Origin of the sequence: Actinomadura sp. GTD37, assembly GCF_041951365.1 — a bacterium.
Lineage (GTDB): Bacteria > Actinomycetota > Actinomycetes > Streptosporangiales > Streptosporangiaceae > Spirillospora.
In genome coordinates this window covers 2028901-2055682 of record NZ_JBGNUS010000001.1, presented here as the reverse complement: position 1 = coordinate 2055682, position 26782 = coordinate 2028901, and the positions used below count along the sequence as shown (strand labels likewise).

The window sequence follows — 26782 nt, the reverse complement described above, 5'->3', positions numbered from 1 at the left end:
TCAGGACGGGTCGTCGGTCTTCGGCGCCCGCTCCCGGGCGCGCTCGGCCGTCTCGCCCGGGGGCTTGCGGCCCGCGGGCGGGAGCCGTCCGCCGGGGCGGAAACCGGGCGGGAACTCGCCCCGCGGGCGGCGCGCCCGCCCCGCGGCCGCGCGGGCCCGCATCCGGGACGCCGCCCGGCCCGACACCCGCGGCGGGATGGCGATCCCGTGCTGGCTCCCGCCCTCGGCGCGGGCCGCGGCCCGGCGGGCCGCCCTGCGTTCGGCGCGCCGCTCGGCCCGGCGCTCCGCGCGGGCGGCGGCGTGCCGCTCGGTGCGGGCGGCGGCCCGGCGCTCGGCGCGCTCGACCCGGCGGCGGCGGGCGCGGTCGGCGACCTCGGCGCGGCGCTGCAGCAGCTCCGGCGGGATGAGGTCGTGCCGTCCCGCGATGAACTCCTGCACCCAGATCTTGCCGCGGATCAGCGGCCGCCGGAACTGCCGCTCCCGCCGGACGGCCCGCTGGTACCGGCGCGAGTCCGGGTCGTAGCGCCAGCGCGACCACGGCGAGCCGGGCCGCGCCACCCGGATCGCGCCGACGATCAGCAGCGCGGGCATGAACAGCCCGATGAGGCCCGTCCAGATCTTGCCCTTGAGCAGCGTCACCACCGCGAAGACGAGGTTGACGACCAGGGACACCACGTAGACGCGGGTCAGGATGCCGGTGCCCGGATCGGGCGCGAGGCCCTCGTAGCCGAGCGGGCGGATGCCGAGCAGCAGCAGACCCGTCACCGCGATCGCGACGAACACCGCGTCGACGGACGCGCGGCCCTTCTCCGTCCAGTAAACGTCGCTGAGGTGCAGGATCAGCGCGAACTCGTCCAGGACGAGGGCGGAGCCCATGCCGAACACCACCGCCGCCGCCACGCTGAGACCGGTGTAGGCGTCCGGGACGGCGAGGCTCCCGATCCCGCCCGCCAGCATCAGCACCACCCCGAACACGACATGGTGGATGTGCAGGTCACCGGCGGTCACGTTGCGGAACCACCAGCGCGCGTCCGCCCGGATCAGCCGGACGTTCACCCGCGTCAGCACAAAAGTGATCAGGAACGCGACGAAGAAGCCGAACAGCGGAAGCCGCCCGGTCGCCGTGATCCGCTCGTCGAACATCTCGATCATCTGCCCCCCGCAGCCTCCATGATGCACCGTGACATGCGTGGATATCGTGGGACCCGGCCGATCAACGACGATCCAGGAGAACATGTGACCCGCACGGTGGACCGCTGCGACCCCGGGTACCGGGCCTGGATCGCCGAGGCGATCCGGCTGGTCGACGCCGACGCCAACCGCAGCGCCGACACGCACCTGCACGTGTTCCCGCTGCCGCCGGACTGGGGCATCGACCTGTACCTGAAGGACGAGTCCGTCCACCCGACGGGTTCGCTGAAGCACCGGCTCGCCCGGTCGCTGTTCCTGTACGGGCTCGCGAACGGCTGGATCCGGCAGGACACCACGATCATCGAGGCGTCCAGCGGGTCGACGGCGGTGTCGGAGGCGTACTTCGCGCGGCTGCTCGGCCTCCCGTTCGTCGCGGTCATGCCCGCCTCGACCAGCCCGGAGAAGATCCAGCTGATCGAGTTCCACGGGGGCCGCTGCCACCTGGTGGACGAGCCGTCCGCGATCTACGACGAGTCGCGGCGGCTCGCGGCCGAGTGCGGCGGGCACTTCATGGACCAGTTCACCTACGCCGAACGCGCCACGGACTGGCGCGGCAACAACAACATCGCCGAGTCGATCTTCGAGCAGATGCGGCTGGAGCGGTTCCCGGAGCCGTCCTGGATCGTCGTCGGCGCGGGCACCGGCGGGACGTCCGCGACGATCGGCCGGTACGCGCGCTACCAGCGGTTCCAGACGCGGCTCGCGGTCGTCGACCCGGAGGGCTCGGCGTTCCACGGCTCGTTCGCCGACGGCGACCCGGAGCGGACCGCGGCGGGCTCGCGGATCGAGGGCATCGGCCGCCCCCGCGTCGAGCCGTCGTTCCTGCCGACCGTCATCGACCGGATGATCCAGGTGCCGGACGCGGCGTCCGTCGCCGCGATGCGCTGGACGAGCGAGGTCAGCGGCCGCAGCGTCGGCGGCTCGACCGGCACCAACATGTGGGGCGCGGCGGAGCTGATCGCGCAGATGCGGGCGAACGGCGAGCGCGGCAGCGTCGTCACGCTGATCTGCGACGGCGCCGAACGGTACGCGGGCACCTACGGGTCGGACGCGTGGCTCGCCGGCCAGGGCCTCGACATCGCGCCCTACCTGGCCGCCCTGAACGGCTTCCTGAAGACGGGCGAGATGCCCGCTATCCCGTGACCTTCACCGGGTTCACGAGGTCGGCGTAGATCAGCAGGCCGCCCATGACGATCAGCACGACCGCCATCACGTACGTCACCGGCAGCGCCTTGGCGACGTCCACGTAGCCGGGGTCGGGGCGGCGGAAGACCTTGGCGAACGCCTTCTTGACCGCCTCCAGCAGCGCGCCCGCGATGTGGCCGCCGTCCAGCGGCAGCAGCGGGACGAGGTTGAACAGCCCGACCGCGAGGTTCAGCGAGCCGAGCAGCATCACGAAGAACGACACCTTCTCGGCGCCGCTGTAGTCGGCGGAGGCGGCGACCTCGCCGCCGATCCGGCTGACGCCGACGACGCCGACCGGGCCGTTCGGGTCGCGCGCCTCGTCGCCGAACGCCGCGTTCCAGACGCCGACCATCTTCTGCGGCATCCGGACGAGCGCCTCGGCGGTCCGCGCGGTCAGGTCGCCCATGGTGCTCGCGACCGCGCCCGGCCCCTGCCGCTCCATCGCCTGGATCGGCGTGATGCCGAGGAACCCGACGTTGACGACCTTGTCGGTGTCCTTCAGGTCGTGCATCTGGTTGCGGGTGATCGGGACGTCCAGCCGCACCTCGCGGCCGTCCCGCTCGACGGTCATCGGCACGGTCTTGCCGCCGTCGTCGCGGATCATCACGCGCAGCTTCTCGTAGTCGTCGATCTTCTTGCCGTCGAACGCGATGATCCGGTCGCCCGCCTTGAGCCCGGCCTGCGCGGCCGGCGTCGGCGTGGCGTTCGCGGGGCACTCCGTCACCTGCGACTGGCTCGCGGGCACCATGCAGGCGAGGACCTCGCCGATGACCGGCTGCGGCTGCTTGGTGCCGATGCCCATCAGCAGGATCGCGAAGAACATCACCGAGAGCAGCAGGTTCATCGCGGGCCCGCCGAACATGATGAGCAGCTTCTGCCACCACTTCTTGGCGTAGAACACGCGGTCCTCGTCGCCGGGCCTGATCTCCTCCAGCGCGGCGCCGCGCGCCGACTCGATGAGGCCCTGCCACGGCCCGGTGCTGACCTGCCGCACCTGCCCCGGCGCGTCGCCCTTGCGCGGCGGCAGCATCCCGATCATGCGGATGTACCCGCCGAGCGGGATCCACTTGACGCCGTACTCGGTCTCGCCCTTGTGCCGGGACCACATCGTCGGCCCGAACCCGACCATGAACTGGGTCGTCCGCACCTTGAAGAGCTTGGCGAACGAGAAGTGCCCGAGCTCGTGCAGCGCGATGGACACCAGCAGGCCGAAGAACAGGATCAGCATTCCTGCCAGGTAGACCATCCGGCGCGCCCTTCACCTCGTACGCCCGCGCTCACCGCGGGTGATCTCGACAACCAACTCAGAGTACGTGATCGGCCCTGATCCGGTTGAAGTCATTCGAGGAAGAACCTGCGGGTTTGAGGGGAGGTGCTAAGTCGGGGCGGGTGCATTGGCACGCGGCTTGCTAGTCGCGGGGGGCTTCGGGGCCGCATCATGGGCGGTCCACCCCGGTCGACGGAGGTTTCACCTTGAAGCGCGGTCATGTAGCGATGCTGGCGTTGGTGCTGGCGCTCGGCGGGTGCGGCGGCTCCGGCGACGGCGGCCCGGACGCGGGGGCGGCGTCCTCGCCGGCGGCCTCGGCACCGGCTTCGGCGCCGTCCGGGACGGCGACCGGGGGCGGCACGCCCGCGCCGGTGCCGTCCCAGGTGTCGAGGGCGACCGAGCGGTTCAACGACTGCATGCACAAGCAGGGCGTGGAGCTGCCGACCCCGAATCCGACGTCCACGCCCGCCAAGAAGGACCTTGAGAAGATCAAGGCGGCGCTGCAGACGTGCGTGAAGTCGATGTCGGCGTCGCCGCCGCCGAGCCCGAACTGACGGCGGGTGGTCGGCGGGCATGGCCGCTGCTAGATTGGCGGTTCAGCCGTTGATCCCGTGCGGGAGAGTCCCACGCAGCCGGTGTGGGACGCCGAAGGAGCAACTCCTCCCCGGAACCTCTCAGGCCCACGGACCGCACGGACCAGGCGACCTCTGGAAAGCGGGGACTCCGTTCCCCCGCCGAAGGTGAAAGCCCGCGGGCAGGCGGGTGAAGCTCTCAGGCGCCGATGACAGAGGGGGAGGCACCGAGACGCCCGGTGCGCGAGTGGGACGATGGACCACGTGCGCCCGTGACGAAGGAGCCGAACCCATGCCCGCCGATCCGAAGACCACCCCGCTGCACGACGTCCACCGGGACCTCGGCGCGAACATCGTCGACTTCGCCGGCTACCTGATGCCGCTGCGCTACCGGAGCGAGACCGCCGAGCACGAGGCCGTCCGGACGGGCGCCGGGCTGTTCGACCTGTCGCACATGGGAGAGGTCTTCCTCTCCGGGCCGGGCGCGGGCGCCGCGCTCGACCACGCGCTGGTCGGGAACCTGGCCGCCATGCCGGTCGGCAAGGCCCGCTACACGATGATCTGCGCGGCGGACGGCGGCGTCCTCGACGACCTGATCGTGTACCGGCTCGCCGACGAGACGTGGATGGTCGTGGCGAACGCCGCCAACGCGGCCGTCGTCCGGGACGCGCTGGTCGAGCGCGCCGCGGGCTTCGAGGCGGCCGTCGACGACCGCTCCGACGCGTACGCGCTGGTCGCGCTGCAGGGCCCGCGCTCGCAGAAGATCCTCGAAGGGTTCACCGACGCCCCGGTGGGCGACCTCAAGTACTACGCGATCCTCGCCGGGCGGGTCGCGGGCCTGGACGCGCTGGTCGCCCGCACCGGCTACACCGGCGAGGACGGCTTCGAGCTGTTCGTGGACGCGTCCGACGCCGTCCCGCTGTGGCGGGCGCTCGCCGCGGTGGACGGGGTCGTCCCGGCGGGGCTCGCGGCGCGCGACTCGCTGCGCCTCGAAGCGGGCATGCCGCTGTACGGCAACGAGCTGACCGCCGAGACGACGCCGTTCGAGGCGGGCCTCGGCCGGGTCGTGAAGCTGGACAAGCAGGTCGACTTCGTGGGCAGGAGCGCCCTGGCGGCGCAGGCGCAGACCCCGCCGGGCCGTAGGCTCGTGGGGCTGGTCGCCCGCGGGCGTCGCGCACCGCGGAAGGGGTACCAGGTCGTCACGTCCGGCGGCGCGCCGTGCGGGGTCGTGACGAGCGGGGCCCCTTCGCCCACACTGGGCAGGCCGATCGCCCTGGCCTACCTCGACAGCGGCGTCGAGGAGACGGGCCTGGCCGTGGACGTGCGCGGCCGGCCCGAGCCGGTGGACGTCGTGCCCCTGCCGTTCTACAAGCGTTCTTAAAGCAGTTGTCCGGGGGTGTGGGGTCGGCCCCCACCATGAAAAGCCGTTGTCCGGGGGTGTGGGGGTCGGCCCCCACCACGAACAGAGAGAAGAGACAGTGAGCGTTCCGGAGCAGCTCCGCTACAGCGAAGAGCACGAGTGGGTGTCCGGCCTCGGGGGTGAGGACGGCATCGTCACCGTCGGCATCACCGCGCACGCCGCCGACGCCCTGGGCGAGATCGTCTACCTCGAGCTCCAGCCGTCCGAGGGCGACGCCGTCGAGGCGGGCGAGCCCTGCGGCGAGGTCGAGTCCACCAAGTCGGTCAGCGACCTCTACTCCCCGGTCAGCGGCGAGATCACCGCGATCAACGCCTCCGTGGTGGACGAGCCGAAGGTCATCAACGACGACCCGTACGGCGAGGGCTGGATCTTCAAGGTGCGGATCTCCGACGAGCCGGGCGACCTGCTCGACTCCGCCGCGTACGCGAAGCTGATCGAGGAGTCATGAGCCTCTACGACTCCCTCGCGACGGCCGATCCGGAGGTCGCCGAGGCCGTCGCCGCGGAGCTCCACCGGCAGCAGTCCACGCTGGAGATGATCGCGTCGGAGAACTTCGCGCCGGTCTCGGTGCTGGAGGCGCAGGGCTCCGTCCTGACCAACAAGTACGCCGAGGGCTACCCGGGCAAGCGGTACTACGGCGGCTGCGAGTACGTCGACGTCGCCGAGCAGCTCGCGATCGACCGGGCCAAGGAGCTGTTCGGCGCCGAGCACGCGAACGTCCAGCCGCACAGCGGCGCGCAGGCCAACACGGCGGTGTACTTCGCGCTGCTCCAGCACGGCGACACGATCCTCGGGCTCGACCTCGCGCACGGCGGCCACCTCACCCACGGGATGCGGCTGAACTACTCGGGCAAGACGCTGAACGTGGTGCCGTACCACGTCCGCGCCGAGGACGGCCTGGTCGACATGGACGAGGTCGCCTCGCTGGCGGCCGAGCACCGGCCCAAGATGATCGTGGCGGGCTGGTCGGCGTACCCGCGGCAGCTCGACTTCCCGGCGTTCCGCGAGATCGCCGACTCGGTCGGGGCGCTGCTCATGGTCGACATGGCGCACTTCGCGGGCCTCGTGGCGGCGGGGCTGCACCCGTCGCCCGTCCCGCACGCCGACATCGTCACCACGACCACGCACAAGACGCTCGGCGGGCCGCGCGGCGGGCTGATCCTCGCCCGCGAGGAGTTCGGCAAGAAGATCAACTCGGCGGTGTTCCCCGGCATGCAGGGCGGCCCGCTGGAGCACGTGATCGCCGCCAAGGCGGTCGCGCTCAAGATCGCCGCGTCGGAGGAGTTCAAGGCGCGGCAGGTGCTCACCGTCGAGGGCGCGAGGCTGCTCGCCGACCGCCTCCTCGCCGACGACTCGGCCAAGGCCGGCGTGAAGGTCCTCACCGGCGGGACGGACGTCCACCTCGTCCTGGTCGACCTCGTCGACTCCGAGCTCACCGGGCGCGACGCCGAGGACCGCCTGCACGACATCGGCATCACGGTGAACCGGAACGCGGTGCCGAACGACCCGCGTCCGCCGATGGTGACGTCGGGTCTGCGGATCGGCACCCCGGCGCTCGCCACCCGCGGCTTCACCGCCGCGGACTTCGCCGAGGTCGCCGACGTGATCGCGCTGGCGCTCCAGCCGTCCTTCGACCGGGACGCCCTGGCCGCCCGGGTGCGGGCCCTCGCCGACGCGCATCCGCTGTATCCGAACCTTTGACGTCTCCGCGCCCCCTCCCGTCGCCGGGAGGGGGCGCAGCTACAACGAGGTAGCAATGGCCATCAGCGTTTTCGACCTGTTCAAGATCGGCATCGGGCCGTCCTCCTCCCACACCGGCGGCCCCATGGCGGCGGCCCACCGCTTCGCCCGCGGGCTGGAACGCGACGGCCTGCTGGAGAAGACGGCGTCGGTGCAGGTCGTCCTCTACGGCTCCCTCGGCCTCACCGGAAAGGGCCACGGCAGCGACAAGGCCGTCATCCTCGGCCTGGAGGGCGACAAGCCGGAGCAGGTCGACGTTGACCGGGTGGACGAGCGCCTGGCGTCCATCCGCGAACGCGGGGCGCTGCGCCTCTTCGGCGACCACGACATCCCGTTCGCGGTCGGCGAGCATCTGCATTTCGAGCGCAGGAAGTCGCTGCCCGGCCACCCGAACGGCATGCGCTTCACGGCCTTGGGCTCCTCCGGCGACGAACTGCGCGCCAAGGTGTACTACTCGGTCGGCGGCGGCTTCATCCTGGACGAGAACGCCACCGGCGCCGACCGCATCAAGCCGGACGACACCGTCCTCCCGCACCCCTTCGACACGGCCGCCGACCTCCTCGACCGCTGCCGGGAGACGGGCCTGTCCATCTCCGCCCTGATGCTGGAGAACGAGACGGCGTTCGGCCGCGCCCCCGCGGACGTCCGCGCGGACCTCCTGGCCCTGTGGCAGGTGATGCGGGCGTGCGTGAGCCGCGGCTGCACCCGCGAGGGCCTGCTCCCCGGCGGACTGAAGGTGCGCCGCCGCGCGCCCCAGCTGCACCGCCAGCTCGCGTCCGAGAAGCCCTCGGACCCGCTGCACGCGATGGACTGGGTCACCCTCTTCGCCCTCGCCGTGAACGAGGAGAACGCCGCCGGCGGCCGCATCGTCACCGCTCCCACCAACGGCGCGGCGGGCATCGTCCCGGCCGTCCTGCACTACTACGACCGGTTCCTGCCCGGCGACGACGACGGGATCGTGCGCTTCCTGCTGACCGCGGGCGCGATCGGCGTCCTGTTCAAGCAGAACGCGTCGATCTCCGGCGCCGAGGTCGGCTGCCAGGGCGAGGTCGGCGCCGCCTGCTCCATGGCCGCCGCCGGGCTCGCCGACGTCCTCGGCGGCACCCCGGAGCAGGTCGAGAACGCCGCCGAGATCGGCATCGAGCACAACCTGGGCCTGACCTGCGATCCGGTCGGCGGCCTCGTCCAGGTCCCCTGCATCGAGCGCAACGCCGTGGGCGCGATCAAGGCCATCAGCGCGGCCCGCATCTCGCTGCGCGGCGACGGCCGCCATTTCGTGACCCTCGACAAGGCCATCAAGACGATGCGCGACACCGGCCGCGACATGCTCGACAAGTACAAGGAGACCTCGCGCGGCGGCCTAGCCGTGAACGTCATCGAGTGCTGACGCGCGCTCAGGGGGCCGCGGACATCCCGGCGAGGCGGCGGGCCAGGACGCCGACGGCCGCGCGCAGTTCGGGCGGTTCCAGGATCTGCGCCTCGAAGCCGAGGCGGGCGACGTGGACGGCCAGCCAGTCGAGGTCGTCGCCGCCGGCGACGAGCAGGCACCATCCGTCGCCGTCGTCCTCGACGCGGGCCACCTGGGGCGGCACCAGCTCCCGCACCTGGGCGGGGGTGGCGCGCAGCCGCACCCGGGCGAGGTACCGGTACGGCGCCTCGGTCACGGAGCGCTGCACGTGGGCGACCGGGTCCGGGTGCTCCCGCGGCTTGAAATGCCAGGTCGTGGCGGCCGCCCCGCGCATCCGGTCCAGCCGGAAGACGCGCCAGTCGGCGCGGTCGACGTCCCAGGCCATCAGGTACCAGCGGCGGGAGGTCGCGACCATCCGCACCGGCTCGACGGTGCGCTCGCGCTCGGCGCCGGCGCGTGCCGCGTAGCGGAACCGGACGCGCACGGCGTCGCGGCAGGCCCGCGCGAGCGTCACCAGCAGTTCGGCGTCGACCTCGGCCCCGGGGCCGACGAGGGTGTCGGTGGCGCCGTGCACCGCCCGCACCTCGGCGCGCAGCCGCGGCGGCATGACCTGGTCGAGCTTCGCGAGCGCCCGCAGCGCCGCCTCGCCCGTCCCGGCGACCGTGCCGCCGGACGCCATCCGCAGGGACACCGCCGTCGCGATGGCCTCCTCGTCGTCCAGGAGCAGCGGCGGCAGCCGGGCGCCCGCGCCGAGCCGGTAGCCGCCGCCGACGCCCGCGGTCGCGCGGACGGGGTAGCCGAGCGTGCGCAGGCGTTCCACGTCGCGGCGCACCGAGCGGTCGGTGACGCCCAGTTCGGCGGCGAGGCCGGCGGCCGTCCAGGACGTCCGGCGCTGCAGCAGGGCCAGCAGCCGCAGCACCCGCTCGGTCGTCCCCTCGACGGTCATGCCTCCATCGTTCCATGGATCGCGGAACGATCCTGTCCGCTATTGGGGGAAGGGTGGACACCATGAACTGGAACTCACAACTGCTGGAGCAGCTCACTTGGCACTGGGACCACCAGTTGCGCGACCGCCTCGACGGCCTCACCGACGAGGAGTACTTCTGGGAGCCGGTGCCCGGCTGCTGGAACGTGCGGCCGCGCGGCACCGGCGGCGCGCCCATCCAGGGCGGCACCGGCCCGGTGACGATCGACTTCGCGTTCCCGCCGCCGGACCCGCCGCCGTTCACGACGATCTCCTGGCGGCTCGGGCACGTCATCGTCGGTGTGCTCGCGATGCGCAACGCGACGCACTTCGGCGGTGCGCCCGCCGACTACGAGTCGTTCGAGTACGCCCCGACCGCCGCCGGGGCCCTGGCCCAGCTGGACGCGGAGTACGCCGCGTGGACGGCCGGTGTCGAGTCCCTCGGCGAGGCCGGGCTCGCCCGCCCGTGCGGCGAGGCGGAAGGGCCGTTCGCCGAGCATCCGATGGCGGCGCTCGTCCTGCACATCAACCGGGAGCTGATCCACCACCTCTCCGAGGTGTGCCTGCTCCGCGACCTCTACCTGCACACAAACCGGGAGGCGAGCTGACATGGCCCGCGACGTGCAGATCACCTTCGACTGCGCCGACCCGGCGGCCCTCGCGGCGTTCTGGGCCGAGGCCCTCGGCTACCGGCTCCAGGACCCGCCCGGCGGCTTCGCCTCGTGGGACGAGGCCCTGGACGCGATGGGCGTCCCGCCCGAGAGGCGCAACGACGCCTCGGCGGTGATCGACCCCGGCGGCGCCGGGCCGCGGCTGTTCTTCCAGCGCGTCCCGGAGGGCAAGCAGGCCAAGAACCGCGTCCACCTCGACGTGCGGGCCGCGCCCGGCCTGGAGGGGGACGCGCGGATGGCGGCCCTGGAGGCGGAGGCGGAGCGGCTCGCCTCCCACGGCGCCGCCCGCCTCCAGCGCCACGAGCCCGCTCCCCCGCTCGGCGCCGGCCACATCATCATGGCCGACCCGGAGGGCAACGAGTTCTGCCTCGACTGACCCGCGCCGCGGGCGGACGGGCTACTGGATCGGGATGTCGATCCCGTGCTCGTCCGCCGGGCGGGGGCCGCGGATGCGCCGGTCGGCCTCGCCGATCGGCACGTCGTTGATGCTCGCCTCGCGGCGCCGCATCAGGCCGCGCTCGTCGAACTCCCACAGTTCGTTGCCGTAGCTGCGCCACCACTGCCCGGCGCCGTCGTGCCATTCGTACTGGAAGCGGACGGCGATCCGGTTCTGGCGGAACCCCCACAGGCTCTTGCGGAGCGCGTAGTCGTGCTCCCGCTCCCACTTCTCCGTCAGGAAGGCGACGATCTCGTCCCGGCCGGTGACGAACCTGTCCCGGTTCCGCCAGACCGAGTCGGGCGTGTAGGCGGACGCCACCTTGCGCGGGTCGCGGGTGTTCCACGCGTCCTCGGCGGCTTGGACCTTCTGCCGGGCGGTCTCCTCGGTGAACGGCGGGTAGGGCGGGCGGTCTTCCGGCATCACGGCCTCCTCATGTTGAGAACGTACGTTCTCTACGATGTCGGCTACATTAGGGAACGACCGTTCTCAACGTCAAGCAGGAGCGTCGATGCCGGCCGCGATCACCGAGGAGCAGCACGCCCGGCACCGCCGGACGCTGCTGGACGTCGCGGAGGACCTCTTCTACCGGCAGGGCATCCAAGCCGTCGGCATGGACGAGCTGCGCGCCGCGGCCGGGCTGCCCCTCAAGCGCATCTACCGCCTGTACCCCACCAAGGAAGCCCTGATCGTCGCCATGCTGGAACGCCGCGACCGGCGCTGGCGCGGAAGCCTCGCCGCCCACCTGGACGCGGTGGCCGACCCCCGGGAGCGCGTCCTCGCGCTGTTCGACTGGCTCGGCGCCTGGTTCGCCGAACCCGGGTTCCGCGGCTGCGCCTGGGTCAACGCGCACGGGGAGCTCGGCCCGTCCGCGCCCGCGATCGCGGAGGCGGCCCGCTCGCACAAGCGCGCGTTCCACGCCCAGGTCGTCGAGCTGGTCGCCGCCGTCGACGCGTCCGCCGCCGAACCGGTCTACCTGCTCGCCGAAGGGGCCATCGTGGTGGCCGGCGTCCACGGCGACCCCGCCGCCGCCGCGCGGGCGCGGGACGGCGCCCGCGCCCTGCTCGCCGCGTCAGGAGGCGCGGACGCCCCGGCCGGTCGGTGAGTGGGCGCCGACCCGGGCCTCGCCGCCGCAGTGCGCGCAGACGACCACGGGGCTGACGGCCTCGCCGCACGAGTGCCGCCACCTGACCGGCGGGTCGTCCGGATGCAGGTGCCGGTCGCCCCACCGCATCAGCACGAGCAGCACGTCGCACAGCTCCAGGCCCGCCGGCGTCAGGTGGTACTCGTGGCGCACCGGGTGGTCGCTGTAGCGCGTCCGCCGGACGATGCCGTTCGCCTCCAGCTTGCGGAGCCGGGACGTGAGGATGTCGCGGGACGCGCCCGTGTTGCGGACGATCTGGTCGAACCGCCGCACGCCGTAGCTCAGCTCGCGGATCGCGAGCAGGCTCCAGCGCTCGCCGACGAGGTCCAGGGTGTCGGCGACCGAGCACTCGCGCGGATCGGCGTCCTTCGGCATGCCACGCAGCCTAGCCGCCGGTCAGAGCCGCTCGATGACGGTGGCGTTGGCCAGCCCGCCGGCCTCGCACATGGTCTGGAGCCCGAACCGTCCGCCGCGGTCCTCCAGCGCGTGCAGCAGCGTCGTCATGAGGCGGGCGCCGCTCGCGCCGAGCGGGTGGCCGATCGCGATCGCGCCGCCGCGCACGTTGACGCGCGCCAGGTCGGCGCCCGTCTCCCGCTGCCAGGCCAGGACGACCGGGGAGAACGCCTCGTTCACCTCGAACAGGTCGATGTCGTCGAGCGCGAGGCCGCCCCGCCTGAGCACCTTCCCGGTCGCCGGGATGATCGCGGTGAGCATCAGCAGCGGGTCGTCGCCGGTCACGGCGAACGCGTGGAACCGCGCCCGGGGCCGGAGCCCGAGCCGCTCGGCGACGTCCGCGCCCATGACCAGGACGGCCGCGGCGCCGTCGTTGACCGGGGACGCGTTGCCCGCGGTGATCTTCCATTCGATCTCGGGGAACCGCTCGGCCGTCCGCTCGTCGTAGTACGCGGGCCCGAGCCCGGCCAGGGCCTCCGGCGACGTCCCCGGACGGACGGTCTCGTCCCGCTGCCCCGGCCAGGCGACCTCCCGGTCGAACTCGCCGTTCTTCCACGCCTCGGCGGCGCGCCGGTGCGACTCGTAGGCGTAGGCGTCGAGCTCCTCGCGCGCGAGGCCCCAGCGCGCGGCGATCAGCTCGGCGCTGACGCCCTGCCCGATCAGCCCGTCCGGATACCGCTCGGGCAGCATCGCCCCGAACGGATCGCTCCCCGGCAGGACGCTCGACCCCATCGGCACCCGCGACATCGACTCGACGCCGCACGCGATCGCGACGTCGTAGGCGCCGCTCTGCACGCCCTGCGCCGCGATGTGCAGCGCCTGCTGCGACGAGCCGCACTGCCGGTCGACCGTCATCGCGGGCACGCTCTCGGGGAACCCGGCGGCGAGGACGGCCGTCCGGGTGATGTTGAGCGCCTGGTCGCCGACCTGCGTGACGACCCCGCCGATCACGTCGTCGACCTCGGCCGCGTCGATCCCGGCCCGCGCGACGAGCGTCCGCAACGTCCGCGCCAGCAGGTCGACCGGGTGCTCCTCATGGAGCATCCCGTTCGCCTTCCCCTTCCCCAGCGGAGTCCGCACCGCCTCCACGATCACCGCGTCCCGCACGCCGACCACCTCCATTGTGTTTTCCAACTAACTCGCAGCATCCCCCATAAAGTTGGAAAACACAACCCACTCCTCGAACCGGTACGAAAGGCGGGCATAAGCGGGCCCGGGGGCCTGGCGTCAGTGCCGTGGCCCCCGGGCCGTCGGGCCGCTCAGCGGGAGGGGCCCATGCCGTGGTCCGTTCGTTCCCTCCATGCGTCGAAGGGCCCCTCGGTGGAGCCGCCCGGATGTGCTAGGTCGGACAAGCGTGCCTCCTCATTCCCCTCGACGTCAGGTTCACTACGGACGTTAGCCCCGTAAGCGGATATTGCCGACAAATCGGGCACAAACTCTCGTCAAAGGTCCCGGCATCCCGCGGCGAAAGGGAAACGCCCGGACTCGCGTCCGGGCGCTCGGGTGCGATCGGCCGCTAGCCGCCCTTGAACATCGCGCGCATCTTGCGGGCCGCGTCGCCCGGTTTCTTCTTCTGCGGGGGCGCGCCCGTGGCGGTCTCGGCGCGAGGCGGAGGTGGCGGATCCTCGCGCTCCGGTTCGGTGTTCGCCCTGCCCTCGGGCTTGCCAGGCTTCTCGGTCACGGCAACTCCCCGATGTCGCTGCACTGTCGTTCCCCTAGGTACCCCGTCTAGCCGGGATAGAAGCGCACTTCCGGACGGCCGACCTGTCCGTAGTGGGGCCTGCGCTGCGCCAGGCCGTTGTTCGCCAGGTACTCCAGGTAGCGGCGGGCGGTGACGCGGGAGACGCCGGTGAGGTCGGCGGCGGCGGCGGCCGACAGCCCGTCCGACGCCCTGGCCAGCACGTCCGTGACGGCCTGGAGCGTCTCGCCGCTCATGCCCTTCGGCAGCGCGGGGTGGTCCGGGGTGCGGAGCGTGGCGAGCATGCCGTCCACGTCGGCCTGGCCGCTGACCTCGCCGGTGCCGACCGTCTGCTCCCGGAAGCGGGCATAGCGGTCGAGCTTGTCGCGCAGGGACGCGAACGTGAACGGCTTGAGGAGGTACTGCACGACGCCGACGGAGACCGCGGAGCGGATCACCGCGAGGTCGCGGGCGGAGGTGACGGCGATGACGTCCACGTCGCGGCCCCCGGCGCGGAGGGCGCGGCAGACCGTGAGGCCGTGCGTGTCGGGCAGGTAGAAGTCGAGGAGGACGACGTCGACCGGGGTGCGCACGCAGAAGCGCAGGGCCTCCGCCCCCGAGTGGACGACCCCGGCGACGGTGAAGCCGGAGACGCGCTCGACGTAGGTGCGGTGCGCCTCGGCGGCGACCGGGTCGTCCTCGACGACGAGCACTTCGATCATCGGCGGTCCAGGGGGAGTCGGACGGTGAACACGGCGCCGGCGTCGTGCCCGACGCGGACGTCGCCGCCGTGCCGCCGGACGGTCTGCCCGACCAGCGCGAGGCCGAGCCCGTGCCCGACCGGCCAGCCGCCGGACGTCTTCGTCGTCCAGCCGCGCCGGAACATGTCCGGCAGGTCGGACGGGTCGACGCCCCGGCCGCTGTCGGACACCTCCAGCAGGAGCGTACCGGCGTCCTCCCGGGCGGTGACGACGACCCGCGGCGGCCGGACGGACGCGTTCCCGATGGCCGCCTCCACCGCGTTGTCGATCAGGTTGCCGAGGATGGTGACGAGGTCGCGGGCCTCGACCGCCCCCTCGATCGCGGTGTCCTCGGTGATGACCAGTTCGACGCCGCGCTCGGCGGCCTCCGCCGACTTGCCGAGCAGCAGCGCCGCGAGGACGGGTTCGGTGACCGATCCCACGACCCGGTCGGTGAGGCGCTGCGCCGCCGCGAGGTCGGCGGTGGCGAACGCCACGGCCTGGTCGGGACGGCCCAGCTCGACCAGCGACACCACCGTGTGCAGGCGGTTCGCCGCCTCGTGGGCCTGCGAGCGCAGCGACTCGGCGAAGCCGCGGACGGTGTCCAGCTCGCCGGTCAGGCTCTGCAGCTCGGTGTGGTCGCGGAACGTGACGACGTTGCCCATCGCCCGGTCGCGGGACCGGACGGGCGAGGTGTTCACGACGAGGACGCGGGTGTCGCCGACGTGGATCTCGTCCGAGCGCGGCACCCGGGACACGAGCGTCGTGACCAGCTCGTCCGGCAGGCCGAGGGCGGCGGCGGGCCGGCCGCGCGGGTGCTCGCGCAGGCCGAGCAGTTCGAGGGCGGCGTCGTTGCACAGGACGACGCGGCCCGCCCGGTCCAGGATGAGGAGGCCCTCGCGGACGGCGTGCAGGATCGCCTCGTAGTACTCGAACATCTCGCGCAGCTCGCCGGGCGCGACGCCGCGCGTCTGCCGGCGCAGCCGGGCGGACACGAGGTAGCTGCCGGCCATCCCGGCGGCGAGCACGACGCCGGCGACGACGCCGAGGGCCAGCAGCCGCTGCCGCAGCCGACCGGTGATCACCTGGACCGTGATGCCGACCGCGACGAGCGCGACGACCCGGCGCCGGTCGTCGAAGACGGGGGCGACGGTCCGGACGGACGGGCCGAGCGTGCCGGTGTAGGTCTCGGTGAACGGCCGCCCGGCGACCGCGGGCGCGGTGTTGCCGACGAAGTGCCCGCCGATCCTGGACGGGTTCGGGTGCGTGTAGCGGATCCCGTCCGGGCTCATGATCGTGATGAAGTCGACGCCGGTGTCGCGGCGGACGCGCTCGGCGTACGGCTGGAGCTGCCGGCTCGGCTCCCGGCTCGCGAGCGCGTCCCGGACGTTCCGCCCGTCCGCGATGCTCACCGCGAGCGCCGAGACGGTCTGCGTGGCGCCGTCGTCGGCGGCGCGCCCGGCGTCCAGGTAGGCGAGGACGGCGCCGGCCGCGACGAGCAGCCCGACGATCGCGGTCTGCAGCACGAGCAGCTGCCGGGCCACGCTCCAGTTGCCGGGCACCGCCCAGCGGGGACGCCCCATCGGGCCGCCCACCTCCTTCCGAGCTTCCGGTCTCCCAGACTCCCGGACTTCCGGGTTTTCGGCCGCACGCCGTGAACGAAATGTACACAAGCGTGACCGTCACCACAGATCACCGCATAGTGGCGGTGCGAAGACCTCGGCCGCCGGCCCGAGCCCGAACCCGCGCGGCCTCCCCCAACGCGGTGCGCCCACCGTGTGCATGCGCCGACCGTCCCGGCGCATGGGCGCCCGCCGGGGAGCGGGCGCCCGTCCCGGACAGAGCCGGGACGGGCGCCGCTCCTCCCGTATGCGGCGGAGCCGCCGTCAGACGCGGCGGAGCCGCCGTCAGGCGGTCTCGGGCTGCCGGCGACGCCGGCGCGGGGGCGCGAACACCGGGCGGAAGCGGACCACCGCCGGGAGATCGGGCATCCCGATCGCGCGCCGGTAGCGCTCGACCGGCCCCGCGCCCAGTTCCCCGTAAACCTCACCCACCAGCGTCTCGCCCGTGCAGGTGACGTTCAGCAGGAGCCGCGGCTTGTCGGCCGTGCCGGTGAGGCGGACACGCGCGTCCTCGACGCCGGGCAGCGAGCGCACGTCCCGGACGAGGTCGTCCCCGGCGGTCCGCGCCCGGACGCGGGTCTCGGCGTCCAGGTCGGGCCACCACCGGTGGAAGAGGGCACGCCCCTGGAGGACGAGCCACAGCTGCCCGGCGAGGGCCAGCAGTTCGGCGGCCCCGGCCGCGGACGGCAGGAACCATCCGGCGCCGCCCGCGAAGCGCACCAGCTCCGGGTCGAGCAGGGGCCGCGCCGACACGGCGCCGAACGCGTCGAACGCGCCCAGCCCGGCGGCGACGGCGGACGCGCCGGCCAGCAGCAGCACCGCCCCGGTCATCGCGATGGCGATCCGCATGATCAGTCCTTCCGCCAGCCGAGCCGGACGTCGACCGGCGGCCGGTGCATCGGCTCGATCCGGTCCAGGCGCGCGTCGACGGACGCCCGCACCAGCTCCGCCAGGTTCGACGGGTTGCGGTAGTACGTGCCGGCCCGGACGACGAGGCCCCGCCGGAAGACCCCGAGCCCCCGGACCCGGACCCGCTCGATGCCGGGCACCTCCAGCGCGGCGGCGGCGATCATGCGGCGCAGCGCGGCGCGTCCGATGACGCCGGCCTGGCGCGGGTCGGCGCCGCCCAGCGGCACCCCGCGCAGCCGTCCGGGCAGCGCGGCGGCGAGGAACGCGACCCCGAGCACCGCGACCGCCCCCATCACGACCAGGGAGTTCGGGTCGCGCCACGCGTACCGGCGCAGGACGTCCAGCAGCGCGGCGACGCCCGGCACCGGATGGACGGCCGACCCGAGCGCGGCGGCCAGCAGCTCGATCGCGGCCGTCCCGCCCACCGCCGTCGCCAGCAGCGCGGCGGCGAACCCCGCGAACGCGCGCGGCGGCCGGAACGCGCGGACGGCCAGCCGCCGCGCCTGCCGCCTGCCGCGCTCCTCCTCGATCAGGTCCTGGACCAACGCCTCGGCCATCGCCACCCCCGTGAGCCACCGGCACGTCCGACCTCGGCACGCCGGACATCAGCACGTCGGACATCGTCACCCATGGTGCGTCAATATCACGCGGAGTGACACACGCCATGCCGACATCTCACGGAAATCCGCAGGTCAGCGGAAGACGACCGTCCGGTCGCCGTTGAGCAGCACGCGGTGCTCGGCATGCCAGCGGACCGCGCGGGCCAGCGCGAGGCACTCGACGTCGCGGCCCACCGCGACCAGCTCCTCCGCGCTGTGGGTGTGGTCGACGCGCGCGACCTCCTGCTCGATGATCGGCCCCTCGTCCAGGTCGGCGGTGACGTAGTGCGCGGTGGCGCCGATCAGCTTGACGCCGCGCGCGTGCGCCTGGTGGTAGGGGCGGGCGCCCTTGAAGCTCGGCAGGAACGAGTGGTGGATGTTGATGATCGCGCCGGGCAGCTTGGCGCAGAAGTCGTCGGAGAGGATCTGCATGTACCGGGCGAGGACGACGAGGTCGGCGCGGTAGTGCTCGACCAGCGTCAGGATCTCCGCCTCCTGCGCGGCCTTGCCGCCGGACCCGGCGGGCAGGTGGTGGTAGTCGATCCCGTACGACTGGGTGAGGGGCCGCAGGTCGGGATGGTTGGACGCGACGGCGACGATGTCGATGTCGAGCAGCCCCGACCGCGTCCGGTACAGCAGGTCGTTCAGGCAGTGCCCGCCCTTCGACACCATGATCAGCACGCGCGGGCGCTCGGCGAGCGCGTGCAGCCGCCACTCCAGCCCCAGCTCGGGCGCGAGCGAGGCGACCGCGCCGCGCAGCTCGTCGGGGTCGGCGCCGTCCGGGGCCGCGAACTGGACCCGCATGAAGAACGTGCCGGACTCGCCGTCCCCGAACTGCTGGCTCTCCACGATGTTGCACCCGCGCTCGGCCAGCAGCCCCGAGACGGCGGCGACGATGCCGGGCCGGTCCGGGCAGGACAGGGTCAGGACGAATTCGTTCAACGGTCTCACTCTTACTCATCGCGACGCGGCAGGTCAGAACGGGTCGCTACGAGCTTACGCGGGCCCGGCGCCGCGCGCCGCCGCCGTTTCGCGAGGCCGCCGGCCGCCTTCGTTTACTCGTGAGTAGTTTGAGAGGTTCCGTTGAGGTTAGTTTTGCCTTCATGCGGCGAATCCTGCTCGTGGTACTGGCGGCCACCCTCGTTCTCGCGGGGTGCACCGAGGAGCCCGGCACGAAGGACCGGGGCGGCAAGCGCCCGGCCGAGGTGGACGGCATCCCCACCTCGGCGGGCACGCACAAGCAGAAGATGGACGTGGGGACGTTCGGTCACCGCGAGTTCCTGCTGCACGTGCCGTCCAAGGTGTCCGGCGGCAAGTGGGAGGGCGGCGAGCCCGCCGACCCGCCCGCGCTGGTCATCGCCCTGCACGGCGGGCTCGCGAACATGGGCGAGATGCGGGACCTCACCGGCTTCGACAAGCTGTCGGACGAGCACGGCTTCCTCGTCGCCTACCCCGACGGCTTCATGACCACGTGGAACGCGGGCGACTGCTGCGGCGCCGCGAAGGTCGGCGACATCGACGACGTCGGCTTCCTGACCAAGCTGATCGACAAGGTCACCCGCGCGGGGCTGGCCGATCCGAAGCGCGTCTACGTCACCGGGTTCTCCAACGGCGCGGGCATGGCGTACCGGATGGCCTGCGAGAAGCCCGGCAAGGTCGCCGCGATCGGCGTCGTCGAGGGGGCGCTGGTGACCCCCTGCGACCCGGACCGCCCGGTCTCGGCGATGATCTTTCACGGGACGGCGGACGGGAACGTGCCGTTCAACGGCGGCGGCGACCGCGACTTCAACGACAAGCGCCCGTTCCCGCCCGTGTCCGAGGCGGTCGAGTTCTGGCGCAAGCGCGCCGGCCTGCCCGAACCGCGCCGGCGGGTGGAGGCGCGCGGCGCCGCCACGGACTGCCGGAGCACCGGCGAGGGCGAGCGGGACGTCGCGGTGACCTTCTGCAAGATCCAGGGCGGCAGGCACCAGTGGCCGGCCGAGGCCGCCCCCATGCTCTGGGACTTCTTCGCCGCGCACCCGCGCGGTGGTACGTGAAGGCTTTTCACATTAGTCGGTAGTATGGCAATGTGACGGACATGAACCTCCGGGACCGCTACGACGCCGCGACCACCGGGATCGAGGCGCCGTTCGCGGTCGTCGACCTGGCGGCCTTCCGCGCCAACGCCGACGGGCTCGTGCGCCGCGCGGGCGGCAAGCCGATCCGCGTCGCGAGCAAGTCGGTGCGCTGCCGCGCCCTGCTGGAGGACGTCCTCGCGCTGGACGGCTTCGCCGGGATCATGGCGTTCACGCTGCCCGAGGCGCTGTGGCTGGCCGAGCAGGGCCTCAGCGACGACATCCTCGTCGCCTACCCGACCGCGGACCGGACGGCCGTCGCCGCGCTCGCCGAGAACGCCGAGGCCGCCCGCGCCATCACGCTCATGGTCGACTCCCCCGGGCACCTCGCGCTGATCGAGAGCGCCGCCGGCGACCGGAGGATCCGGGTCTGCATCGACATCGACGCCTCCTACCGCCCCCTCGGCGGACGGGTCCGGATCGGCGCGCTGCGCTCCCCGCTGCGCACCGCCGCCGAGGTGTGCGCGTTCGCCGAGCGGATCCTCAAGCGGCCCTCGCTCGCCCTCGTCGGGCTGATGGCCTACGAGTCGCAGATCGCCGGAGTCGGGGACGTCCCGCCCGGACGCCCCGCGCGGGGCCGCGTCATCCGCGCCATGCAGCGGCAGTCGCGGCTGGAGCTGGCCCGGCGGCGCGCCGCGATCGTGCGGGCCGTCCGCGAGCTGACCGACCTGGAGTTCGTCAACGGCGGCGGCACCGGCAGCGTCGAGAAGACCGCCGCCGAGCGCGCCGTCACCGAGGTCGCGGCGGGCTCCGGGCTGTACCAGCCGCACCTGTTCGACCAGTACTCCAACTTCACCGGGCGCCCCGCCGCGCTGTTCGCGCTGCCCGTCGTCCGGCGGCCCGCGCCCGGCGTCGCGACCTGCCTCGGCGGCGGCTACCTGGCCTCCGGCCCGGCCGACGCCGTCCGGCTCCCCCAGCCGTACCTGCCGACCGGGCTGTCCTACGACCCCAACGAGGGCGCCGGCGAGGTGCAGACGCCGCTGCTCGGACGCGCCGCCGACCTGCTGTCCATCGGCGACCGCGTCTGGTTCCGGCACACCAAGGCCGGCGAGCTGTGCGAGCGCTTCGACGCCCTGCACCTGGTCGAGGACGGCCGCTGCGTCCGCACCGTCCCGACCTACCGGGGCGAGGGAAAAACGTTCCTGTAGGGCGTAGGTTGGGCCTCATGAGCGAGGCGCCCCTGATCTGTGTCCGCGGCGAGGCGGTGCTGGAGGCCGAGCCGGAGGTCGCGCGGCTGTCGGTGCACGTCCAGTCGCAGGAGTCCGACCGGCGCACCGCGCTGGACCGGCTCACCGAGCGCAACCGGCGCTGCCTCGACCTGGTCGCGTCCTACGGCGACGCGGTCGAGAAGGTCGAGACGGGCGGGCTGTCGATCATGCCGGTGCTGAAGTACAAGCGGCGCGAGGGCGACGTCCGCGGCTACCGCGGCACCGTCTGGATCAAGATCGCGATCACCGACTTCGGCGTGCTCGGCGAGCTGGTCGCCCGGCTCGGCGACCTGGAGCGGACCTACGTCAACGGGCCCGATTGGGAGCTCCGGCGCGACAGCGAGGTGTACGGGCGGGCCGCGCGGCAGGCGGCGCACGAGGCCGTGGCCCGCGCCCGCAGCTACGCCGAGGCGCTCGGGGCCCGGCTCACCGGCCTGGTCGAGCTGTCGGACGAGGGGCTCGGCCGGGGGCAGGACGCGCCCGTCGCGCTCGCCGCCGCCTACGGGGGCGGCATGGCCGACGCCGGGGAGCCGGAGCCGATCGACCTGGAGCCGGAGACGCAGGTCGTCCGCGCCACGGTGCTGGCCCGCTTCACCGCGACGCCGCCCGACCTGGAGCCGCGGTGAGGATCGCGATCGTCGGGGCGGGCAGCGGCTACATGCCGGGGATCGTCCGCGGGCTGCTGCACCGCGCCGACGACCTGGCGGGCACGGAGCTGGCCTGCTACGACATCGACGCCGCGCACCTGGACGTCATGACGCGGCTCGCGCGCCGCATGTTCGCCGCGCGGGGCGCCGCGCTCACCGTGTCGTCGCACACCGCCCTCAAGGCCGCGCTGGACGGCGCGTCCTACGTGTTCACGACGTTCCGCCCAGGCGGGCTGGCCGCGCGGCACCTGGACGAGTCGATCCCGCTGAAGCACGGCGTCGTCGGGCAGGAGACGGCGGGTCCGGGCGGGTTCCTGATGGCGCTGCGGTCGGTGCCCGTCCTGCTGGACATCGCGGCCAAGGCCGACCCGGGCGCGTGGATCGTCAACTACACCAATCCGACCAACGTGGTCACCGACGCCGTGGCCCGGCATACGAACGCGCGGATCATCGGGCTGTGCGACCAGTTCGCCGGCGACACCGAGATGTGGGCCGACCTGCTGGGGCTGCCGTCCGACGGGCTGGAGGCCGACTGGATCGGCCTCAACCACGCCACCTGGGCTCAGCGGCTCCGCCTCGACGGCCGCGAACTCGACGTCCCGCTCCTGCTGGACGACCTGGAGGTCCCCGGCGGCGGCGCGACACCGTGGCGCGACCCGTCCCGCATGGCGGAACTCGCCAGGGCGCTCGGGTTCCTGCCCAACTCGTACTCGAAGTACTACTTCTTCCACGACGAGGTCGTGGCGGAGCTGCGCGCGAAGGGCACGACCCGCGCGCAGGACATCCTCGCCATGCTGCCGGGCTACTACGCGCAGGTCGCCGCCGAGGCGGGGAAGGCCGACCCCGACCCGTCGCGGGAGCGCGGCGGCGGTGAGCACGGCGAGTTCGCCGTCGACGTCATCTGCGCGCTGGCCCGCGACGAGGGCCGCCGCATGATCGTCAACACGCGGAACGACGGGGCGGTCGCGTCGCTGGACGCCGACGCGATCGTGGAGGTCCCGTCCCTGGTCGGACGGTCCGGGCCCGTCCCGCTGACCATGGGGCCTCTGCCCGGCCAGGTGCGCGGCCTCACCCAGGCGATCCACGCCTACGAGCGGCTCGCGTCCGACGCCGCGGTCACCGGCGACCGCCGCACCGCGCTCCAGGCCCTGATGGCGCACCCGTTCGTGCGGAGCAAGCACACCGCGGAGAAGATCCTGGACGAGGGGCTCGCCGCCCACCGCGACCATCTGCCCCAGTTCGCCTGAACGGTGCGGGCCGCCGTCCCGTACTCCATGACGTGGGAGGAACGGACTGCGGGGCGTACCGTGCCGGTCTCGGCGTCTACGCCATCGGGCGGCTGGCCGGAGCCGAGGCGGCCGAGCTCTTCGCGCACCTGCGCGGCTGCCCGCCCTGCCGCGCCGAGCTCGCCGAGCTGCGCCGCGTCGCCGAACTGCTGGCGCACTGCGTCCCGGCGCGCGAAGGCGCCGGCCGCGGACCGCGGACCGGCGCCTCCAGGACGGGCCTCAGCGGCGCCTGCGCCTACGGCTCCAGAGGACCAGGGCGGTCACGGTGACCGCGGCGCCGACGCCCGCGAGCAGCACCCGCTTGTCGACCCCGCCGCCCTGACCGTCGTCATCGGCGTCGGACGGGCGCACCATCGCGCCGATGGCCTTGGCGACGTTGTCCGCCTCCTCCTTCAGCCGCTCGACGCCCCGGTGCGCGACGTTCCTCGGGTTGACCCGGTCCGCGAGTTCGTCGACGTTGCGCGCCAGGTCCTTGCGGGTGCGCTCTATATAGCGTTCCAGCTCCTCCGGGTCGCTGAACCTGTCAGCCATGCCGTGTCCTTATCGTGTGGGCGAACTCGCGGCGGGGCGGGACGGACCGCGAGCGAAGCATGATCCGAACAGTGTTGCAGGTCTGGCCCGGGGACGCCCGTCCAACCCCGGCCGGTACGGTTGGTCCCACCATCCGAGCGAAAGGCGGGTCAGGGTGTCCGAACGGCTGCAGCCGGGCGACGTCGCCCCCGATTTCGAGCTTCCCGACGCGGACGGGGCCGCGGTGTCGCTGGCCTCGCTGCGCGGCAGGCGCGTGATCCTCTACTTCTACCCCGCGGCCATGACCCCCGGGTGCACCAAGGAGTCCGTCGACTTCGAGGGCAGCCTGGCCGAGCTGGAGGCCGCGGGCGTCACCGTCGTCGGCGTCTCCCCCGACAAGCCGGCGAAGCTCGCGAAGTTCCGGGAGAAGGAGGGGCTGACGTTCCCGCTCCTGTCCGACCCGGACGCCGAGGTCCTGAAGGCGTACGGCGCGTACGGGGAGAAGAAGCTGTACGGGAAGGTCGTCGTCGGCGTCATCAGGTCGACGTTCCTCATCGACGCCGAGGGCGGGATCGAGAAGGCGTACTACAACGTGAAGGCGACGGGGCACGTGGAGCGCCTCCGCCGCGACCTGGGGGTCTGAGGGGCTCCGGCCGACGCGTCGGCCCGCGCGTCGCGCGGGCCGGGTGCGGGCGGGGGGATTCGAACCCCCACGGTGTCGCCACCAACAGGACCTAAACCTGCCGCGTATACCTGATTTCGCCACGCCCGCCGGTTTCTCCCTCGGGGAGCGCGTCCAGCTTATCGGCTTGATCCCCGGGCGCGGCACCGGAATTCGCGGCCGCCGGGCGGGGCGCGCGGTACAGGACGGCGACGACGACGGCCGTGACGGCGAGCGCGGCGGACGCGGTGAGGAACGCCGACTGGACGCCGTCGCTGAACGCCGTCCGCGCCTGCTCGGCGACCTGCGGGCCGAGCCGCGCCGCCAGCGCGAGGGACTCCTTCGCCTGCTCGGCGGCCGGGCCGGGCAGCCCCTGCGGGTCCAGGTTCGCGCGGTAGGACGATTGCAGCAGGCTGCCGAGGACGGCGATGCCGAGCGCGCCGCCCAACTCGCGGGCCAGGTCGTTCACCGCCGACCCGACGCCCTGCTTCTCCGGCGGCAGCGCGTCGGTGACGGCCGCGGTCGCGGGCGTCATGGCGAGGCCCATGCCCGCGCCGAGCGGGATCAGCCCGGCGAGCAGCAGCCAGTAGGAGCTGTCCTCGTCCAGCAGGGAGAAGACCAGCATCGCGACGCTGACCAGCAGGAGGCCCGCCGTGATGACGCGGCGCGGGCCCAGCTTGGCGGCCAGCCTGGGCGCGATGCCGCGGGCGGTCGGCATCATCGCGAGCGCCATGGGCACCAGGCTGAGCGCCCCGACGAGCGCGCTGTCGCCCTTCACCAGCTGCAGGTACTGCAGGATGATGAAGACGAAGCCGAAGAAGGCGAAGAACTGCAGGGTGAGCGAGAACGCGCCGGTGGAGAACGCGCGGATGCGGAACAGCCGCGGGTCGAGCAGCGGGTGCGGCCGCTTCAGCTCCCAGACGGCGAACCCGGCGAGGAGGGCGAGCGACGCGGCGAGCCCGAGCAGGGTGCGGGCGCTGCCCCAGCCCGCGGTCGGCGCCTCGATGATCGAGTAGACGCCCGCGCCGAGCCCGGCGACGGTGATCGCGGCGCCGGTCAGGTCGAGCCTCGGGGCGTCCGGGTCGGCGGACTCGGGGACCACCGCGAGCGTCGCGACGAGCGCGACCACGGCGAGGACGACGTTCATCCAGAACACCGACCGCCACGACCACACCTCCAGCAGGCTGCCGGACACCAGCAGCCCGAAGATCGCGGAGGCGCCGGCCACGCCCGCCCAGGCGCCGACCGCCCGGGTGCGCTGCGCCGCCGGGAACGTGGACGTGATCGTCGACAGCGTCGCCGGCATCACCAGCGCGGCGCCGACGCCGAGCACGCCGCGCATCGCGATCAGCCAGCCCGGATCGCTGGCGAGCGCGGCGGCGGCCGACCCCGCGCCGAAGATCACCAGCCCGGCGGTCAGCGCGCGGCGGCGCCCGTACCGGTCGCCGACGGCGCCGCCGAGCAGCAGCAGCGCGGCGAAGACGAGCGCGTACGCGTCGATGATCCAGGCCAGCTCGGTGAGGCCCGCGCGGGTGTCGCGGGCGATGGACGGGACCGCCGTGTTGAGGGACGCGACGGCCGACACGACCGTGGCGAGGGAGAGCATCACGACCGGGAGCACCGCGCGGTGGACGGTGCCCGGACCCTCCGGAGCAGTGGGCTTCATGCCTCGAATGTCGCTCCCGGCCGGACTATATTTCAATCATGATGAATAAATCCGGGCCGGGGGCCGAGGCCGGGTCGGGCACCGGGCCGCGGGGCCGGCGGCGCGGCAGCCCCGACACCCGCGCGGCGATCCTCGCGGTGGCGCGGCGCCGCTTCCTCGCCGACGGCTACGGACCGGTCACGATGCGGTCCGTCGCCGCCGAGGCGGGCGTGGACGCCGCGCTGATCAGCTACTTCTTCGGCTCGAAGAAGGGACTGTTCGGCGCGGTGCTGGGCCTGGTCGCCAACCCGCCCGAGGTGCTCGCCGGCGCGCTGCCGGGCGACCCGGCCACGCTGCCCGAACGCGTCCTGCGGGCGCTGCTGGCCGCGTGGGACGACCCGGCGGGCGGCGCGCGGCTGGCGCTGCTCGTGCGGGCCGCGGTGCAGGACCCCGAGATCGCCCGGCTGCTGCGCGACCTCCTCGAACGGGAGATCATCGGCCGCATCGCCGAGCATGCGGGAGGCCCCGGGGCGACCGCGCGGGCCGGGGCGTTCGGCACCCAGCTCGCCGGGCTCATCTTCGCCCGCTACATCATCGGCGTGGAACCCGTCGCGTCGATGACGCACGATGAATTAATCCGGCACCTCGCGCCGGGGCTCCGCGCCGTCCTGTACCGGGCGCCGGGCCCGCGCGCCCGGTAAGGGACAGGACG

Annotated in this window: 30 protein-coding genes, 1 tRNA gene and 1 riboswitch; of the genes, 16 read left to right on the top strand and 15 right to left on the bottom strand. The window is 73.3% G+C overall.

Annotated features, from left to right (window positions below):
- A complete protein-coding gene (locus ACA511_RS09915) occupies nt 1-1152 on the bottom strand; it encodes a hypothetical protein (protein WP_375023779.1) in 1152 nt (383 codons plus the stop codon).
- Nucleotides 1153-1236: 84 nt separating this feature from the next.
- Here ACA511_RS09915 and ACA511_RS09910 point away from each other — a divergent pair, with 84 nt between their 5' ends.
- Nucleotides 1237-2334, top strand: coding sequence for a PLP-dependent cysteine synthase family protein (locus ACA511_RS09910; protein ID WP_375023777.1), 1098 nt, complete (start codon nt 1237-1239; stop codon nt 2332-2334).
- Here the strand turns inward: ACA511_RS09910 and ACA511_RS09905 are convergent.
- Entirely contained in the window at nt 2324-3622 is a 1299-nt protein-coding gene (locus ACA511_RS09905) for an RIP metalloprotease (RefSeq protein WP_375023776.1), read from the bottom strand. The genes ACA511_RS09910 and ACA511_RS09905 overlap by 11 nt on opposite strands.
- Before the next feature lie 248 nt (nt 3623-3870).
- On the opposite strand from ACA511_RS09905, the gene ACA511_RS09900 reads away from it, so the two are divergent.
- The 5 genes from ACA511_RS09900 to ACA511_RS09880 all read left to right on the top strand — a co-directional run bounded on the left by ACA511_RS09900 (nt 3871) and on the right by ACA511_RS09880 (nt 8762).
- Complete coding sequence (locus ACA511_RS09900; RefSeq protein ID WP_375023775.1) at nt 3871-4197, top strand: hypothetical protein; 327 nt, start codon at nt 3871-3873, stop codon at nt 4195-4197.
- Between the two features lie 50 nt (nt 4198-4247).
- Nucleotides 4248-4343, top strand: a riboswitch (glycine riboswitch).
- Between the two features lie 164 nt (nt 4344-4507).
- The gene (gcvT, locus tag ACA511_RS09895; protein ID WP_375023774.1) at nt 4508-5596 is read left to right on the top strand and encodes a glycine cleavage system aminomethyltransferase GcvT; all 1089 of its coding nucleotides are present in this window, start codon (nt 4508-4510) and stop codon (nt 5594-5596) included.
- A gap of 97 nt (nt 5597-5693) precedes the next feature.
- Nucleotides 5694-6083 carry a glycine cleavage system protein GcvH gene (gene gcvH, locus ACA511_RS09890; protein ID WP_375023773.1) on the top strand — a complete coding sequence of 130 codons (390 nt, stop codon included), beginning with the start codon at nt 5694-5696 and terminating at the stop codon, nt 6081-6083.
- Nucleotides 6080-7336, top strand: a complete 1257-nt coding sequence (glyA, locus tag ACA511_RS09885; protein ID WP_375023772.1) for a serine hydroxymethyltransferase — start codon at nt 6080-6082, stop codon at nt 7334-7336. The genes gcvH and glyA overlap by 4 nt, the downstream gene beginning before the upstream one ends.
- Nucleotides 7337-7391: 55 nt before the next feature.
- Nucleotides 7392-8762: an L-serine ammonia-lyase gene (locus ACA511_RS09880; protein WP_375023771.1), complete on the top strand. Its 1371-nt coding sequence runs from the start codon at nt 7392-7394 to the stop codon at nt 8760-8762.
- A gap of 7 nt (nt 8763-8769) precedes the next feature.
- On the opposite strand, the gene ACA511_RS09875 is transcribed toward ACA511_RS09880, so the two are convergent.
- Nucleotides 8770-9729 (bottom strand): helix-turn-helix transcriptional regulator, encoded by a 960-nt coding sequence (locus ACA511_RS09875; RefSeq protein ID WP_375023770.1) that lies wholly within the window; start codon nt 9727-9729, stop codon nt 8770-8772.
- Nucleotides 9730-9791: 62 nt separating this feature from the next.
- Between ACA511_RS09875 and ACA511_RS09870 the strand changes: the two genes are divergently transcribed.
- Complete coding sequence (locus ACA511_RS09870; RefSeq protein WP_375023769.1) at nt 9792-10355, top strand: DinB family protein; 564 nt, start codon at nt 9792-9794, stop codon at nt 10353-10355.
- A gap of 1 nt (nt 10356) precedes the next feature.
- The gene (locus ACA511_RS09865) at nt 10357-10794 is read left to right on the top strand and encodes a VOC family protein (protein ID WP_375023768.1); all 438 of its coding nucleotides are present in this window, start codon (nt 10357-10359) and stop codon (nt 10792-10794) included.
- Between the two features lie 21 nt (nt 10795-10815).
- Here ACA511_RS09865 and ACA511_RS09860 read toward each other — a convergent pair whose 3' ends face one another.
- Entirely contained in the window at nt 10816-11277 is a 462-nt protein-coding gene (locus tag ACA511_RS09860; protein ID WP_375023767.1) for a nuclear transport factor 2 family protein, read from the bottom strand.
- 88 nt (nt 11278-11365) lie between these two features.
- On the opposite strand from ACA511_RS09860, the gene ACA511_RS09855 reads away from it, so the two are divergent.
- On the top strand, nt 11366-11959 hold the full coding sequence (locus ACA511_RS09855) for a TetR/AcrR family transcriptional regulator (protein ID WP_375023765.1): 594 nt from the start codon (nt 11366-11368) through the stop codon (nt 11957-11959).
- Here ACA511_RS09855 and ACA511_RS09850 read toward each other — a convergent pair.
- The 8 genes from ACA511_RS09850 to purU form a co-directional block, all read right to left on the bottom strand.
- Entirely contained in the window at nt 11927-12373 is a 447-nt protein-coding gene (locus ACA511_RS09850) for a winged helix-turn-helix transcriptional regulator (RefSeq protein WP_375023764.1), read from the bottom strand. The genes ACA511_RS09855 and ACA511_RS09850 overlap by 33 nt on opposite strands.
- Before the next feature lie 21 nt (nt 12374-12394).
- Nucleotides 12395-13558, bottom strand: a complete 1164-nt coding sequence (locus ACA511_RS09845) for a thiolase family protein (protein ID WP_375024723.1) — start codon at nt 13556-13558, stop codon at nt 12395-12397.
- 409 nt (nt 13559-13967) lie between these two features.
- Nucleotides 13968-14132, bottom strand: coding sequence for a hypothetical protein (locus ACA511_RS09840; protein WP_375023763.1), 165 nt, complete (start codon nt 14130-14132; stop codon nt 13968-13970).
- A 47-nt stretch (nt 14133-14179) separates the two neighbouring features.
- Complete coding sequence (locus ACA511_RS09835; RefSeq protein ID WP_375023762.1) at nt 14180-14851, bottom strand: response regulator; 672 nt, start codon at nt 14849-14851, stop codon at nt 14180-14182.
- Nucleotides 14848-16452 carry an ATP-binding protein gene (locus tag ACA511_RS09830; RefSeq protein WP_375023761.1) on the bottom strand — a complete coding sequence of 535 codons (1605 nt, stop codon included), beginning with the start codon at nt 16450-16452 and terminating at the stop codon, nt 14848-14850. The genes ACA511_RS09835 and ACA511_RS09830 overlap by 4 nt, the downstream gene beginning before the upstream one ends.
- Nucleotides 16453-16776: 324 nt before the next feature.
- The gene (locus tag ACA511_RS09825; RefSeq protein WP_375023760.1) at nt 16777-17340 is read right to left on the bottom strand and encodes a hypothetical protein; all 564 of its coding nucleotides are present in this window, start codon (nt 17338-17340) and stop codon (nt 16777-16779) included.
- A gap of 2 nt (nt 17341-17342) precedes the next feature.
- Nucleotides 17343-17957 carry a DUF6286 domain-containing protein gene (locus tag ACA511_RS09820; RefSeq protein WP_375023759.1) on the bottom strand — a complete coding sequence of 205 codons (615 nt, stop codon included), beginning with the start codon at nt 17955-17957 and terminating at the stop codon, nt 17343-17345.
- Between the two features lie 135 nt (nt 17958-18092).
- The gene (gene purU, locus ACA511_RS09815; RefSeq protein ID WP_375023758.1) at nt 18093-18941 is read right to left on the bottom strand and encodes a formyltetrahydrofolate deformylase; all 849 of its coding nucleotides are present in this window, start codon (nt 18939-18941) and stop codon (nt 18093-18095) included.
- A 161-nt stretch (nt 18942-19102) separates the two neighbouring features.
- Between purU and ACA511_RS09810 the strand changes: the two genes are divergently transcribed.
- Genes ACA511_RS09810 through ACA511_RS09790 form a run of 5 tightly spaced genes read left to right on the top strand, consistent with a single transcriptional unit; the run spans nt 19103 to nt 23523 of the window.
- On the top strand, nt 19103-20035 hold the full coding sequence (locus tag ACA511_RS09810; protein WP_375023757.1) for an alpha/beta hydrolase family esterase: 933 nt from the start codon (nt 19103-19105) through the stop codon (nt 20033-20035).
- Nucleotides 20036-20076: 41 nt separating this feature from the next.
- The gene (locus tag ACA511_RS09805) at nt 20077-21261 is read left to right on the top strand and encodes an amino acid deaminase/aldolase (protein WP_375024722.1); all 1185 of its coding nucleotides are present in this window, start codon (nt 20077-20079) and stop codon (nt 21259-21261) included.
- A 17-nt stretch (nt 21262-21278) separates the two neighbouring features.
- Complete coding sequence (locus ACA511_RS09800) at nt 21279-21947, top strand: SIMPL domain-containing protein (protein ID WP_375023756.1); 669 nt, start codon at nt 21279-21281, stop codon at nt 21945-21947.
- The gene (locus ACA511_RS09795; RefSeq protein ID WP_375023755.1) at nt 21944-23215 is read left to right on the top strand and encodes a glycoside hydrolase family 4; all 1272 of its coding nucleotides are present in this window, start codon (nt 21944-21946) and stop codon (nt 23213-23215) included. The genes ACA511_RS09800 and ACA511_RS09795 overlap by 4 nt, the downstream gene beginning before the upstream one ends.
- Nucleotides 23216-23247: 32 nt before the next feature.
- The gene (locus ACA511_RS09790; RefSeq protein ID WP_375023754.1) at nt 23248-23523 is read left to right on the top strand and encodes an anti-sigma factor family protein; all 276 of its coding nucleotides are present in this window, start codon (nt 23248-23250) and stop codon (nt 23521-23523) included.
- On the opposite strand, the gene ACA511_RS09785 is transcribed toward ACA511_RS09790, so the two are convergent.
- Nucleotides 23474-23785 (bottom strand): DUF3618 domain-containing protein, encoded by a 312-nt coding sequence (locus tag ACA511_RS09785; RefSeq protein WP_375023753.1) that lies wholly within the window; start codon nt 23783-23785, stop codon nt 23474-23476. The genes ACA511_RS09790 and ACA511_RS09785 overlap by 50 nt on opposite strands.
- Before the next feature lie 154 nt (nt 23786-23939).
- Between ACA511_RS09785 and bcp the strand changes: the two genes are divergently transcribed.
- Nucleotides 23940-24407 (top strand): thioredoxin-dependent thiol peroxidase, encoded by a 468-nt coding sequence (gene bcp / locus ACA511_RS09780; RefSeq protein WP_375023751.1) that lies wholly within the window; start codon nt 23940-23942, stop codon nt 24405-24407.
- A 44-nt stretch (nt 24408-24451) separates the two neighbouring features.
- Here the strand turns inward: bcp and ACA511_RS09775 are convergent.
- Both ACA511_RS09775 and ACA511_RS09770 read right to left on the bottom strand, forming a co-directional pair.
- Nucleotides 24452-24536: transfer RNA gene (locus ACA511_RS09775), tRNA-Leu, on the bottom strand.
- Nucleotides 24499-26091 (bottom strand): MFS transporter, encoded by a 1593-nt coding sequence (locus tag ACA511_RS09770; RefSeq protein WP_375023750.1) that lies wholly within the window; start codon nt 26089-26091, stop codon nt 24499-24501. Before ACA511_RS09770 ends, ACA511_RS09775 begins: the two co-directional genes overlap by 38 nt.
- Before the next feature lie 38 nt (nt 26092-26129).
- Here ACA511_RS09770 and ACA511_RS09765 point away from each other — a divergent pair, with 38 nt between their 5' ends.
- Complete coding sequence (locus ACA511_RS09765; protein ID WP_375023749.1) at nt 26130-26771, top strand: TetR family transcriptional regulator; 642 nt, start codon at nt 26130-26132, stop codon at nt 26769-26771.
- Nucleotides 26772-26782: the final 11 nt, after the last annotated feature.